This is a genomic window from Janthinobacterium sp. Bl 1 (genome assembly GCF_058215535.1).
On the sequence record NZ_CM177086.1, the window covers coordinates 1,589,101 to 1,602,251 of the forward strand.

Genomic DNA, 13,151 nt, shown 5'->3' on the forward strand with positions numbered 1-13,151 from the left:
GCCGCCTGCATAAACCCGGCAGCAGGGAGGTGGGCACTGGATAAGGGACACCCGCTTCCAGCCGGCCATAGCGTCCCAATAAATTCCTTCTGGGCCGGCAGGCAATCCCGCGCTCCACCGTATCTTCGGCTGCGCCAGACCAGACCTTGCGGAGAAATAAATGATCGAGAATTTTTTAAGGCTTTGCCATCGGCAAATAGAGGAAATGCAGGAAGGGGCTGCAATGCAGCGGTGAAATAACACTGTCGAGCTGGATGAACGGCAGTATTAATTAATTTTTACGAATTTAATGACAGGAATGGCAGTACGGCCGGATAGAACGATATCGATATCGATTGCCGTTAGCATCGGCGCTATCGATTCGCGGTATGCCTATCAAGCATTAACATCCATCAGCAAGCGGGATTGCCGTTCGGTTAACGCAAAAAAGCCCGCCGAAGCGGGCTTCTCACTCTACAACTAAGCCAAAAGCTCAGAACTGGTTCATGGTGTTGTCTTTGCCAGCCGCCTTCAGCGCCGCGTCGCCGCTGAAGTAATCCTTGTGATCGTCGCCGATGTCCGAGCCGGACATGTTTTGATGTTTCACGCAGGCGATGCCCTGGCGGATTTCCTTGCGCTGCACGCCGGCCACGTAGCCCAGCATGCCCTGGTCGCCGAAGTATTCCTTGGCCAGGTTGTCGGTCGACAAGGCTGCCGTGTGGTAAGTCGGCAGGGTGATCAGGTGGTGGAAGATGCCGGCTTCGCGGGCCGAGTCGGCCTGGAAGGTGCGGATCTTCTCGTCGGCGGCGATCGCCAGTTCCGTCTGGTCGTATTCCACGCTCATCAGCTGGGCACGGTCGTAGGCGGACACGTCCTTGCCTGCCGCTTTCATGCCGTCGAAGATTTGCTGGCGGAAGTTCAGGGTCCAGTTGAACGACGGGCTGTTGTTGTACACCAGCTTGGCGTTCGGGATGACCTTGCGGATTTCGCTGACCATGCCGCCGATCTGCGCGATATGCGGTTTTTCCGTTTCGATCCACAGCAGGTCGGCGCCGTTTTGCAAGGAGGTGATGCAGTCGAGCACGCAACGCTCTTCGCCGGAGCCGGCGCGGAACTGGAACAGGTTGCTTGGCAGGCGCTTAGGACGCAGCAGCTTGCCTTCGCGCTTGATGATGACGTCGCCATTGCCCAGCGCGTCGGCCGACACTTCTTCGCAATCGAGGAAGGAGTTGTATTGGTCGCCCAGGTCGCCTGGTTCATTGGTGACGGCGATCTGCTTGGTCAGGCCGGCGCCCAGCGAATCGGTGCGGGCAACGATGATGCCGTCGTCCACGCCCAGTTCCAGGAAGGCGTAGCGGATGGCGCGGATCTTGGCCAGGAAGTCTTCGTGCGGCACCGTGACTTTACCGTCCTGGTGGCCGCATTGTTTCTCGTCGGACACCTGGTTTTCGATCTGGATGCAGCAGGCGCCCGCTTCGATGAATTGTTTCGCCAGCAGATAGGTCGCTTCGGCATTGCCGAAACCGGCGTCGATGTCGGCGATGATGGGCACGACGTGGGTGACGTGGCCGTCGATCTTGGCCTGGATGGCTTGCTTCTCAGCACCTTGAGCCGCGTCCAGCTGGCGGAACAGGCCGCCCAGTTCGCGGGCATCGGCCTGGCGCAGGAAGGTGTACAGCTCTTTGATCAAGGCCGAGACGGCGGTTTTTTCATGCATCGACTGGTCTGGCAGCGGGCCGAACTCGGAGCGCAGGGCGGCAACCATCCAGCCGGACAGGTAGAGGTAGCGGCGGTCGGTGCTGTTGAAGTGCTTCTTGATCGAGATCATCTTCTGTTGACCGATGAAACCGTGCCAGCAGCCGAGCGACTGGGTGTACTTCGATGGGTCCGCATCGTAGGCGGCCATGTCGTTGCGCATGATCTTCGCCGTGTACTTGGCGATGTCCAGGCCCGTCTTGAATTTGTTCTGGGCGCGCATGCGGGCGGCGGACTCGGGATTGATGGCGTTCCACGCGCTACCTTGTTGGTCTTTCAAACCGGCAACAGCCTTGATGTCGTCTTGATATTGGGACATGTGTATCTCCTAAAGAAAAACTAAGTTTGAGAAAATCGTCGAGTGCGCCGCTTTGTCGATGCGAACTGCATGACTAAATAGTAGGCTTATCCGTGTCGATGTTCAAGTCTTATATAAGACATATAACTTAAATTAAGTCTTTGTTTTTCAATGATTTAATTATATATTTTCATGATATGAAATGAATTTTCAAAAAGTGAGAGAAATAATTGCTGAGTCCGCTGCTTAAAATTTCGCGATGTGAAACGTCTTTTCAGATTTTGGTGCAGCGCGACAAATCGGGACGAAAAAAAGCCACCCGAAGGTGGCGCAAGCTTGTGCATGTCTGCAGGGAATGGGCGGGAGGCCTTGCGGGGAAGGCTGTTCCAGCGTGACTGTCGTGTGCCGGCAACAGCCTAGCGGGCATGATGGTGCGCTGGCGCATGTCAGGGGCGGGACAGCACATCGATCGCGTCCGCAGCTGTCACCACTTGCGCATACTCACCGTGCAAATTGGCCAGCGCCATCGCATGCACCTCGTCCGCCGTTCTCGGCGTGCCCGCATAATCGACTTGCGCAAATGCAAAACACGCATCGGCGACGACTTGCGTGGCAAAGCCCAGATTGCCCGCCGTGCGCGCGCTCGACTCCACGGAATTGTTGGTGCTGACGCCCACGATGACAAGCTTGCTGATGCTGCGCACGCGCAGCCAGCGTTCCAGTCCCGAGTGAATGAACGCATCGGGCACATTTTTCTCCACGACATGCTCCTCCGGCAAAGGCGCCAGCGTTGCCTGAAATTCCACGCCGGGCTGGCCCGGCCAGAAGGGAGAGCCTGGCGTTCTGGAAATGTGGCGTACGTGCACGACGGTGGCGTCCGCCGCGCGCCAGGCGTGCAGCAGGGTGGCAATCTGGTGTTCCGCAGCGGGATTGTTGCGGCTTCCGGCAGCGGGGCTGGCCATGCCTTGTTGCATGTCGATGATGATCAGTGCGGGATGGTCGGCATGCATATTGGTAGCCTGGAATGGATGGCAGGCGCACTTGGCGCCTGCCTGGAGAATATTGCCGGAGTGATTGCCGCAGGGGAACGGGTCTAGCGTCCCACGGTCTGCCGCTGATCCTTGATGAACAGCGCCGTCAGCATGCCCACCACGCATACGCCGATCACGTAATAGGCGGGGCCCAGCACGTTGTTCTTCAACATCAGGGTCACGACCACGGGCGTCAGGCCGCCAAAAATCGCGTACGACAAATTGTAGGAAAACGACAGTCCCGAGAAGCGCACCTGGGCCGGAAACGCTTGCACCAGCACGTAGGGCACGGCGCCGACGACGCCGACGAACAGGCCCGTCATCGCGTACAGGGGCAGCAGCAGGTCGGGGCGGCTGCCGACGGTGGTGTAGAAAATATACGTACTGATGGCCAGCAGCACGGAACCGACGAAGATCACGCGCTTGCCGCCCAGGCGGTCGGCCAGCATGCCGGCGATGATGCAGCCGAAGGCCAGGCACAGTGTTGCCACGGTATTGGCGACCAGGGTGGTGCGCGGCGCGATGTGGTGGATTTTTTGCAGCAGGGCAGGCGTCATCAGAATGACGACGACGATGCCGGCCGACAGCATCCACGTCAGCAGCATCGACACGACGACGGCGCCGCGGTGGCTGCGCAGCACGGACTTCAAAGGCATTTCCGTGGCCAGCGCCTTGCGCTGCTGCATTTCCGCAAAGACGGGCGTTTCATGCAGCCAGCGGCGCAGATACATGGCGCCGAAACCGAAGATGCCGCCCAGCAGGAATGGATAGCGCCAGGCGCCATCGGTGATTTCTGCTGGCGTGTAGACGGTGTTCAGGCCCGTCGCGACCAGCGAACCGAGCAGGATGCCGACCGTCAGGCCCGCCGTCAGCACGCCGCAGGCAAAGCCCGTGAAACGGCTCGGCACGTGTTCGGACACAAACACCCACGCGCCCGGCACTTCGCCGCCCACGGCCGCGCCCTGGAAGATGCGCATCAAGAGCAGCAGGAGCGGGGCGGCCAGGCCGATGGTGGCATATGTTGGCAGCAGGCCGATCAGCAATGTCGGCACGGCCATCATCAGGATCGACAGGGTGAACATGCGCTTGCGGCCGAGCAAGTCGCCGAAGTGGGCCATGACGATGCCGCCCAGCGGACGCACGACGTAACCGGCGGCAAAGATGCCGAAGGTTTGCAGCAAGCGCAGCCATTCCGGCATTTCCGGTGGGAAGAACAACTGGCCGATGGCGTTGGCAAAGAAGACGAAGATGATGAAATCGTAGAATTCCAGCGCGCCACCGAGGGCGGCCAGCGACAGGGTTTTGTAGTCTTGCTGGGTGAGGGGACGGCTTGCGGCGTTGATTGCGGCGGTGTTGGAAGTAGGCATGTGTCTCGTTCTTGTGTGTTATCGGAGATTGCCAGATCTAGCATACGCATTTCCGCCGCGTGAGTAAATGCGGGGCGTATGGGGAGCAGCCTCAGCTGTGCTTAATACAACGCCGCTATCATCAGCGTTGACTTCATTGGAAAGGATACTGCATGAACATCATGATCGTGGGCGCCAGCCGGGGCCTGGGACGCGCGCTGGTCGACGGTTTGCTCGCGGACGGCCATGCCGTCATCGGCGTATCGCGCCAGCAACCCGCCGACTTGCCTGCCGGCCAGGGTACGCAGCTGCAATGGATCGGCGCGGACCTGGCGGCACCCGCCGAGGCCGTCGAGCGCATTGCGCGCGAAGCGCCTGCCGCGCTGGACGCCGTGATCTACAACCTGGGCGTGTGGGAAGAAAAGGCCTTCAGCGATGACTACGCTTTCCTCGGCGATGCGGACGACGCCATCGTCGACATGGTCAATACCAACATCACGGCAACGATATTGCTGCTCAAGCGCCTCGTGCCCCGCTTGCTGACCAGCAACAAGCCGCAACTGATACTCACGGGCTCCACGTCAGGCCTGCGCCAGAGCGGCCGCCCGGAAGTGACGTTCAGCGCGTCGAAATTTGCCCTGAACGGCATCGCCGACGCCTTGCGCGAGGGTTTCCGCGAACAGGGGCTGGCCGTGACGGCGTTGCAGCTGGGCTACCTGAATACCTACGATGGCTTGTCCGTGCCGCTGGCGGACGCTGCCGCGCGGGGCGAGGGCGAACTGATACCCGTGCATGACGTCGTCGCCGTCGTGCGTATGCTGCTGAGCCTGTCGAATGCCTCGTTCGTGCGCGAACTGGTGATGCCGGCGCTGCGCGACGAGCGCGTTTAGCAGTGTGGCTCGATACAGCGCCTTGGCTTCTCGCATGCTGGCGGGTGTGGCGAGCTGGGGCAGCGCTTGCTGCGTCAGCCTGCACAGGGCTTCCTGCGCCTGGGTACACGTGAATTCCACCTGCCGCGCCAGGGTGTGCATGTCGGGCGCCAGGCGCGCGTCGAGCAGATTTTGTGGATCGAAACCCAGCGCCTGGGCGCGTTCTTCGCCTTTGTTTAACAGCGTCGTCAGGGAACGCAGCATCTGTGCAAAGCAGGGGATGGTGATGGCGTAGACCGACATGGATTTTCTCAAGTAAAGGGGCGAGAGCAATGCCGGCATTATGCCCGGGCCAGCCGTGTTTCGGCGTGCCGCTTGAACATGCTACAGTCCGCCATTGCCGCCAGCCCAGTGCGGCGCTCCCTGGATCAAGATTGATGCCCACCTGGACTTCCCCGCCCCAACTCGTCGCTCTGGCTGCCTTTTATGCGCAGGTGCAAGCCCATCCTGAAACGATCACTGACGCTGCCTTCCTGGACACGGTGAAAAACGCCCACTGGCCCACCAATTGCTGGAGTTATGTGGAAGCGTCGTTCGCCATCATCGCACCCGCCTGTCTGCTGCGTCCGCATCTGACCGCCGAGCTGATCGCCATGCCCATCGACGCCATGATCGCTGGCGGCCTGGACGATGCGGAACAAGTCATCGCGATGGGCCTGGCCTGCGCCACGCGCGACGCGCCGTATGTGGCGGTGAGCGAAGAGGGTAGGCGCTGGCTGACGCAAGTGTGGCCGGGACTTGGCGAGATGGCTGGGGCGGTATTCCGGGCCAGGCTGCAAGCGGCGCTGGAAGAGGACTAAGCCTGCGCTTGACCTGCAAGACCGGTTTACGTTACGATATACGTAACTACTTACATATATCCGTTAAACATGTCCTCCACCCTGCAAACCTACGGCTCCCTGATGCTGGCCAGCCGCCTGCGCCGTCTTTCCGATCAACTGTATGCCGGTGTCGATACCAGCTATGTGGCGGCCGGCGTCGAGCTGACGTCGCGCTGTTTCCCTTTGTTATTGCTGCTGCGCGACAATGGCCCCACGTCGATCACGGTCCTGGCCGCGCAGATCGGGCAGACGCATCCGGTGGTGGTGCAGCTGGGACGCAAGTTGCTCGATGCGGGTATGGTGGTGGAAATGCCGGACGCCAAGGATGAACGCCGCCGCCTGCTGGCGCTGTCCGACGCGGGGCTAGCCTTGCTGCGTGACATGGCGCCCCTGTGGGACGACGTGCGCGCTGCCGTCGATACCGTGTTCGAGCAGGGCACGCCGCAACTGATGGCCAGCCTGGACCGGGCGGAAGCGCGCCTGCAGGCGCAAGGTTTCGGCGAGACGATCGCCGACTGCCGGCGCCAGCGCGAGCGGGCCGCCGTGGAGATCATCGATTACTCTGCTCACTATGCGGCCGACTTCAAGCGTTTGAATATCGCATGGCTGGAACGGTATTTCTATGTCGAGGCGCTCGACGACAAGGTACTGTCCGATCCGCAAAGCTCGATCCTTGACGCTGGCGGGCAGATTTTCCTCGCGCGCCTCGATGGCAAGATCGTAGGCACCTGCGCCCTGATCCGCGCTGGCGACGCCAGCATCGAGCTGTCGAAGATGGCCGTCACGCCCGAATGCCAGGGCCTGGGTATCGCGCGCCGGCTGATCGAACGGGCTTTCGACGCCTTCGAGGCCAGCGGCGCGCAACTGCTGTTCCTGGAGTCGAACAGCAAGCTGGCGCCCGCCATCCGCCTGTATGAAAGCAGCGGTTTTAGCCACGTGGTGCGGCCGGCCGGCGACGCCCATTACCAGCGCGCCGACGTCTATATGGAGTGGCAGGGCAGGTAGCACATTTGAACGCACCCATCGGCCGTCTCCCGCGTTACAATACGCGCACCCATAACGGAACCACGGTTCCACTATCGAGAGACGCCGACGCCGCATGCCTTCCTTTCCGATGCCCTTCCCGCAAATGATCGTTCCCCCCGAGCCCACCCAGGCGCGCAGCAAGCAGGCGTTCGAGCGCCTGCTGCAGGTCGGTGAACAGTTGCTCGCGGAAAACCGTTTCGATGAAATCGGCGTGGCCGACCTGGCCAGACTGGCGGAAACCTCGGTGGGCACGTTTTACCGTTTATTGGGCGACAAGGACACCCTGAGCCGTTTGTTGCTGCAGCGCTTTTTTTCCGATATGGTGGAAAAGGTCGAAACCCTGACGGAGCTGCGCCAGTGGGAAGGGCGCAGCCTGGAAGAGTTCATCCGCGCCATGGTGGCCATGTTCGTGGCCGTGAATGGCGGGCGCAGCGGCGTCTTGCGGGCTCTGATCACGCGCGCGTCGCAGGATGCACAATTTCGTGACAGGGTGCACCAGATCAATCATTTGATCTCGCAACGCACGGTGGCCGTGCTGGCCAGCAAGTCATCGAGCATCCGCCACCCGAATCCCACGCAAGCGATGATGGTGGTGCCGCCCGTGCTGCTGGGCATCCTCAACCAGCACACCCTGACGGGCTCGCTGTCCTTTTTGTCGGGCGCGGCACTGGAAGATGAACTGGTGCGTGTTGCTTTAAATTACCTGACTTGAACTATTTAGCGATTTAACTTGAAATCGGAATTCGGATTCCGTATTATGTTTTCCAACAGCGGGAAAACATATTCCTGCACCTGAACACAAAGCATGTTCAACAGCAAGGAGACAGAATGCGGCGTCACACGACATCCGATGTTCCATTGCATTACCTCGACCTGGGTCTTGGAACTGAGACGGGGCAGGGCGAACCCGCGCAGTCAGAGCCCGTTTTCCTGTTGCATGGCCTCGGTTCCTGCGCCGAAGACTGGCGCCCGCAAATCGATGCCCTCGGCAGCACCTTTCGTTTGATCGTGCCCGACCTGCGCGGCCACGGCCGCAGTCCCGCGCCCAACGGCGACTGGCAGATCGGCGACTTCGCCAACGACCTCTTCAACCTGATGGACCAGCTCGACGTGCCGCGTGCGCACATCGTGGGCTTTTCCCTGGGCGGCATGGTGGGCCTGGAAATGGCCAACCGCGCGCCGGGCAGGGTGGCCAGCTTGTGCCTGATCAATTCCCAACCGTTCCAGGGCAGTAAGCCGGCTTCCCTGCTGTTTGCCTACTGGCTGCGCCGCACCGTGATCGCCACGTTCGGCCTGAAAACCATGGGCAAGATCATCGGCAAGAAACTGTTTCCCGATGCTGCCCAGCACGCCCTCGTCGAGCGCTTCGCCACGCAGATGGCAGGCATGGACAAGCGCGCCTACCTGGCCGCGCTGGACGCCATTTTTCACTGGGATATCGATCCTCACTTCCAGGCCCTGGCCATGCCCGTTTTCATCATGGCGGCCGACCAAGATTACACGCCCGTCGCCAGCAAGCGGGTCTTTGCCGCACAGTTTCAGCAGTGCGAGTTCGAGGTCATTGCGAATTCGCGCCATGCCACGCCTCTGGACCAGGCGCAGCGTGTGAATACCTTGTTGCAGTCCTTCCTTACTATAAATTCAAAATAAACAGGCCACTCGCCGCACGGGCCGAGGGCCGGGAAACAGTCATCGCAGGGCAGGTGCTCGCATTGCGCGCGCGGGTACCGTTATGTCTTGCGATCCTGGCATCCGGCCGTCTTCCCTGGTGGCAGGCAAGCCTGACATTGGAGACGCTATGAAACTTGCTTTGAAATTGATGCCCGCCGCCCTCGCCGTTGCCGGCGCCTTTGCCACCCAGGCCCAGGCGCAGGAAACCATCCCGGCCACCGCCGCCAGCGCCCAGGAAGCCAGCGATGCGAAAGAACGCATGGAAACCGTGACGGTCTCAGCCCGCCGCCGCGAAGAACGCCTGCAGGACGTGCCGCTGGCCGTTACGGCGTTTTCCGCCAAGGCGCTGGAACGGGCGAATATCCAGAACCTGGCCGACTTGCAGGAGCGCGTGCCGAACCTGACCGTGTACGCGTCGCGCGGCACGAACACCACCTTGACGGCCTTCATTCGCGGCGTGGGCCAGGCCGACCCCGTCTGGGGCGTGGACCCGGGCGTGGGCATTTATTTCGACGACGTCTACATGGCTAGGCCGCAAGGCGCGCTGCTCGACGTGTTCGATGTGCAGCGCATCGAAGTGCTGCGCGGCCCGCAAGGCACGCTGTACGGCAAGAACACCATCGGCGGCGCCATCAAGTACATCTCGCGCCCCTTGGCGAAGGAAAACGGCGCGTCGGCGGAAGTGGGTATCGGCAACTACAACCAGCGCAACTTCAAGGCCGCCTTCAATGTGGCCAACGAGAGCGGCACTTGGCGCGCGCGCCTGGCGGCCGCCAAGCTGGACCGCGACGGTTTCGGCCGCAACACCTTCAATGGCGAACAGGTCAGCGACCAGGACAGCACGGCCGCGCGCCTGTCTGTCGGCTATTTTCCGCAAGACATCCCTTTGACCGTCGTGCTGAGCCTGGACGCCACGGACGACAAGTCCGGCGTGCGCGGCTTTCAGCGCATGGGCGTGAGCGCGTTCGACCCGCTCAAGCGGCCGGCCAGCACGGATGCGTACGACATCCAGAGTGGCATGCCGGGCCATAACTTCACGCACAACCGGGGCGGCTCGCTGGTGGCCAACTACACCTTGTCGAACGACTGGTCCGTCAAAGTGATCGGCGCCAAGCGGCGCAGCACGTCCGAGCAAACCATCGACTTCGACGGCTTGCCGCAACCGATTGCCGACGTGTTCGGCGACTCGCGCGACGAGCAGAAGAGCCTGGAATTGCAGGCGTCGTACAGCGGAGATTACGGCGCCGGCGTGATCGGCCTGTACCGCTTCGAAGGCACGGCCGGCGGCGGCATCTACAACAATTTCCTGGGACGCCAGTTCACGGCCGCCGTCAGCACGGTCGAGACGGACAGCACGGCGCTGTACACGGACTGGACCTGGCCGCTGGGCAAGGTGTGGAGCATCAATGCGGGCTTGCGCCACACGCGCGAGGAAAAGCGCGCCATCGTGCTTAACCGCGCTTTTGCCGACGTGGGTTTTACGCGGCCCATCCAGACGGCGGCCGATTTCGATAAATCACTCTCGGTCAGCAATACTTCGCCGAAATTGTCCGTGCGCTACGAAGCGTCGAAGACGACGAATTTCTACAGCAACCTGTCGCGCGGTTTCAAGTCGGGCGGCTACAACGTGCGCGCCAACAACCTGGTGGTGCCGGACTCCGCGCGGCCGTACAAGGATGAAAAACTTGACGCGCTGGAAGTGGGCATGAAATACGCGGCGCCGGACGATACGTTCGACGCCAACGTGGCCCTGTTCTACAACCGTTACAAGGATATCCAGCTGTCCGTGTTTACCAGCTATGTGCAGCCGGGCGGCGTGCCGGGCTTCTATGGCGACTTCACGAATGCGGGCAAGGCCACGGTGAAAGGCGCCGAGTTTGAATTTTCGTGGCGGCCCAATCGCCAGTGGGAAGTCAACGGTTTCCTCGCCTTGCTGAACGCCAGCTATGACGAGTTCATGAGCGGCGGCAAGAACATCGCGGATACGCAAAAGTTCAGCAACACGCCAGCCCGGCAAGTGGGTTTGAACCTGACGCGCACGGACCGCGACGTCTTCGGCGGCGCCTTGCGCAGCATGGTTGGCTATGGCTACCGCAGCAAGGTCTACCCGACCACGGACTTGAGCGAAACGCTGGCGCAGGGCGGCTACAGCATCTGGACGGCTGGCGTCGTGTGGGAAGCGCCGAAGAACTGGACCTTCAGCCTGCACGGCAGCAACCTGGGCAACAAACGCTATCGCACGGATGGCTACAACATTCCGGCCGTGTTCATTCTCGACGGTTTCTACGGTCCGCCGCGCCAGATCATCGCCAAGGCTGGCTACAAGTTCTAAAAGGTTGTTGAAGTGCCAGCCTGGTTAGCGCCAGGCTGGTTTGTTGTCGCTGTTTTCGTCCTTAATAACAATCAGGAGACTGGCATGGCACATCTGCATCACCAACTGCGTCACTTCGTATCCGCACTCATCGCCGCCTGCGGCTTGCTGGCCGCGTTGCCGGCTGCCGCCGGGCAGTGGGACTTCGGCCTGTACGCGAGCCTGTGGGGATCGCGCGAATACCAGGTCTGGCTACCGAGCAATTACAATCCGAACACGCCGCTGCCCGTGGTGCTGATGCTGCACGGCTGCGGTTCCGAGCCCAACAGCATGGCCGCCGTCAGCCGCTATAACCAGCTGGCCGACAGCGAAAACTTCATCGTCGTCTACCCGCGCCAGAACGTCACGGTCAACCCCATGCGCTGCTGGAATTTCATGTTGCCGCTGAACCAGGAGCGGGGCACGGGCGAGCCGGCCGTGTTGATGGGCATCTTGAACAAGGTCAAGAACCAATATGCGGTGCAGGACAGCCGCGTGTATGTGACGGGCATTTCGGCGGGTGGCGCCATGGCTTCCATCATGGCCGCCTGTTACTCGGACGTATTCGCCGCCGTGATGGTGCATTCGGGCGGCATGTACAAGGGCGCCACCGGCCTGGTCACGGCGGCCGATTCCCTCTTCAACGGCAGCTCGTTCGATCCGAAAGTAAGGGGCAAGGATGCATGGCGCTGCTCCGGCTCGCCGCGCCGCCTGATGCCGACGATGGTATTTCACGGCACGTCCGACATCGTCGTCAATCCCGTCAACGGCGAGCAAACCATCGAACAATTCCTGCAGACCAGCGACTATGGCGACGATGGCCTCGACAATGACAGCGTGCGCTACCGTGCCGACAGCATCGTGCGCCAGACGGTGCCGTACGGCCGCAGCTACTCCATCGACACCTATCTGCGCAACGGCGCCATCATCGCGCAAAAATACACGGTCGAGGGCATGAACCACGCGTGGAGCGGCGGCCCTTCCGGCTGGCCCTTCAGCGATGAACTGGGCCCGGACGCCACCATGATCAGCTGGAATTTCTTCAAGAATTACCAGCGCTGATGGCGTGAGGAACTTGCAGCTTGGACCATGGGGCGCAGCGATGGCGCCCCATTTTTATACTGGAACATGCGCCATGCCCCGTCGCGCCCATGGACGTCAACTTGCACACGTCCTGACGCGCGCGTCCGCCTGTATTCCCTGCTAACTATATAATCTGCGCTTGGGCGATACCCGCCCCTGAACGTCGATTGAAGGAATGCCATGCCAGGATACATGCCAGCTTATTTCGTGCGCCCCTTGGCGCTGTGTGTCGTGTCGGCCGTGTGCCTCTCTGCCGGTGCCGCCGAGGCGGTGGCGGTCGATGCGCAGCAGCGCGCGTCCTTGCTGGAGTTTTATGCGCAGCAATATCCGGGTGAGCCCGCTGCACGCACCGTGTTCGAGAGCGTGCCCGTGGTGGGCGGACGCGGCAGCGAAGTGGTGGGCAGCGTGGAAACGTCGCCGTATCGCGGCCATGGCGCGCTGTGCCGGACGCAGCGCACCAAGTTCGTGCTGCACGGCGAGGGCAAGCAGGCGCGCTGGCAGGAGGCGGGGATGGAGTATTACGCCTGGCTCGACCGTGGCACCTGCCGGCCTGTGGCTGAACCCGTGCGCATGCTGCAGCGTGTCCCTGATGGGGAACTGGAAGGCGTGTTGCTTTATCAAAAGTCGCTGCTGGAACGGGCGCGCTTGCTGATGGCTGGCAATACGGCCTGCGCCTCGTTGCGGGCGCTGAAGTTTGCGCTGGCGGCCGTCGATGTGGGCGCGGCCGCACCGCGTGCGGAAGAGCGTTATGCGCTCGTGTTCAAGAGCGACCGCGACAGCTACGCCCGCGTCTGGCTGCGCAAGAGCGGTGCCCAGTATGACGCATGGAATGTGACTTGCCCGCCAGTGCTGTAAGCTGCGC

The 13,151-nt window shown here is 61.5% G+C and carries 11 protein-coding genes and 1 pseudogene; 8 read left to right on the plus strand and 4 right to left on the minus strand.

The features are described 5' to 3' along the window. Positions 1 to 472: 472 nt before the first annotated feature. From AC4BCN_RS07125 to AC4BCN_RS07135, 3 genes are all read right to left on the minus strand, one after another. A complete protein-coding gene (locus tag AC4BCN_RS07125) occupies positions 473 to 2,053 on the minus strand; it encodes an isocitrate lyase (protein ID WP_490492879.1) in 1,581 nt (526 codons plus the stop codon). A 425-nt stretch (positions 2,054 to 2,478) separates the two neighbouring features. Then, positions 2,479 to 3,042 carry a cysteine hydrolase family protein gene (locus AC4BCN_RS07130; protein WP_490492880.1) on the minus strand — a complete coding sequence of 188 codons (564 nt, stop codon included), beginning with the start codon at positions 3,040 to 3,042 and terminating at the stop codon, positions 2,479 to 2,481. Positions 3,043 to 3,125: 83 nt separating this feature from the next. Then, positions 3,126 to 4,430, minus strand: coding sequence for an MFS transporter (locus AC4BCN_RS07135; protein WP_034760055.1), 1,305 nt, complete (start codon positions 4,428 to 4,430; stop codon positions 3,126 to 3,128). Positions 4,431 to 4,582: 152 nt separating this feature from the next. Here AC4BCN_RS07135 and AC4BCN_RS07140 point away from each other — a divergent pair, with 152 nt between their 5' ends. Continuing rightward, the gene (locus AC4BCN_RS07140; protein WP_490492881.1) at positions 4,583 to 5,299 is read left to right on the plus strand and encodes an SDR family oxidoreductase; all 717 of its coding nucleotides are present in this window, start codon (positions 4,583 to 4,585) and stop codon (positions 5,297 to 5,299) included. Positions 5,300 to 5,320: 21 nt separating this feature from the next. Here AC4BCN_RS07140 and AC4BCN_RS07145 read toward each other — a convergent pair. Beyond that, a pseudogene (locus AC4BCN_RS07145) lies at positions 5,321 to 5,620 on the minus strand (DUF1993 family protein); the annotation flags it as partial. A gap of 95 nt (positions 5,621 to 5,715) precedes the next feature. Between AC4BCN_RS07145 and AC4BCN_RS07150 the strand changes: the two are divergent. The 7 genes from AC4BCN_RS07150 (at position 5,716) to AC4BCN_RS07180 (ending at position 13,144) form a co-directional block, all read left to right on the plus strand. Continuing rightward, positions 5,716 to 6,138, plus strand: a complete 423-nt coding sequence (locus AC4BCN_RS07150; RefSeq protein ID WP_490492882.1) for a hypothetical protein — start codon at positions 5,716 to 5,718, stop codon at positions 6,136 to 6,138. Between the two features lie 69 nt (positions 6,139 to 6,207). Beyond that, entirely contained in the window at positions 6,208 to 7,164 is a 957-nt protein-coding gene (locus tag AC4BCN_RS07155) for a bifunctional helix-turn-helix transcriptional regulator/GNAT family N-acetyltransferase (RefSeq protein WP_490492883.1), read from the plus strand. A 94-nt stretch (positions 7,165 to 7,258) separates the two neighbouring features. Next, positions 7,259 to 7,897 (plus strand): TetR/AcrR family transcriptional regulator, encoded by a 639-nt coding sequence (locus AC4BCN_RS07160; RefSeq protein WP_223278823.1) that lies wholly within the window; start codon positions 7,259 to 7,261, stop codon positions 7,895 to 7,897. Between the two features lie 116 nt (positions 7,898 to 8,013). Then, positions 8,014 to 8,835 carry an alpha/beta fold hydrolase gene (locus AC4BCN_RS07165; RefSeq protein WP_490492884.1) on the plus strand — a complete coding sequence of 274 codons (822 nt, stop codon included), beginning with the start codon at positions 8,014 to 8,016 and terminating at the stop codon, positions 8,833 to 8,835. 148 nt (positions 8,836 to 8,983) lie between these two features. Further along, positions 8,984 to 11,188, plus strand: a complete 2,205-nt coding sequence (locus tag AC4BCN_RS07170) for a TonB-dependent receptor (RefSeq protein ID WP_490492885.1) — start codon at positions 8,984 to 8,986, stop codon at positions 11,186 to 11,188. A gap of 84 nt (positions 11,189 to 11,272) precedes the next feature. After that, complete coding sequence (locus AC4BCN_RS07175) at positions 11,273 to 12,268, plus strand: extracellular catalytic domain type 1 short-chain-length polyhydroxyalkanoate depolymerase (protein ID WP_490492886.1); 996 nt, start codon at positions 11,273 to 11,275, stop codon at positions 12,266 to 12,268. Between the two features lie 213 nt (positions 12,269 to 12,481). Next, positions 12,482 to 13,144, plus strand: coding sequence for a hypothetical protein (locus tag AC4BCN_RS07180; RefSeq protein WP_490492887.1), 663 nt, complete (start codon positions 12,482 to 12,484; stop codon positions 13,142 to 13,144). Positions 13,145 to 13,151: the final 7 nt, after the last annotated feature.

Excerpts from the sequence above, each read along its gene's own strand:
- AC4BCN_RS07125 (WP_490492879.1), bottom strand. The coding sequence starts at position 2,053 with ATGTCCCAATATCAAGACGACATCAAGGCTGTTGCCGGTTTGAAAGAC.
- AC4BCN_RS07130 (WP_490492880.1), bottom strand. The coding sequence starts at position 3,042 with ATGCATGCCGACCATCCCGCACTGATCATCATCGACATGCAACAAGGC.
- AC4BCN_RS07135 (WP_034760055.1), bottom strand. The coding sequence starts at position 4,430 with ATGCCTACTTCCAACACCGCCGCAATCAACGCCGCAAGCCGTCCCCTC.
- AC4BCN_RS07140 (WP_490492881.1), top strand. The coding sequence starts at position 4,583 with ATGAACATCATGATCGTGGGCGCCAGCCGGGGCCTGGGACGCGCGCTG.
- AC4BCN_RS07150 (WP_490492882.1), top strand. The coding sequence starts at position 5,716 with ATGCCCACCTGGACTTCCCCGCCCCAACTCGTCGCTCTGGCTGCCTTT.
- AC4BCN_RS07155 (WP_490492883.1), top strand. The coding sequence starts at position 6,208 with ATGTCCTCCACCCTGCAAACCTACGGCTCCCTGATGCTGGCCAGCCGC.
- AC4BCN_RS07160 (WP_223278823.1), top strand. The coding sequence starts at position 7,259 with ATGCCTTCCTTTCCGATGCCCTTCCCGCAAATGATCGTTCCCCCCGAG.
- AC4BCN_RS07165 (WP_490492884.1), top strand. The coding sequence starts at position 8,014 with ATGCGGCGTCACACGACATCCGATGTTCCATTGCATTACCTCGACCTG.
- AC4BCN_RS07170 (WP_490492885.1), top strand. The coding sequence starts at position 8,984 with ATGAAACTTGCTTTGAAATTGATGCCCGCCGCCCTCGCCGTTGCCGGC.
- AC4BCN_RS07175 (WP_490492886.1), top strand. The coding sequence starts at position 11,273 with ATGGCACATCTGCATCACCAACTGCGTCACTTCGTATCCGCACTCATC.
- AC4BCN_RS07180 (WP_490492887.1), top strand. The coding sequence starts at position 12,482 with ATGCCAGCTTATTTCGTGCGCCCCTTGGCGCTGTGTGTCGTGTCGGCC.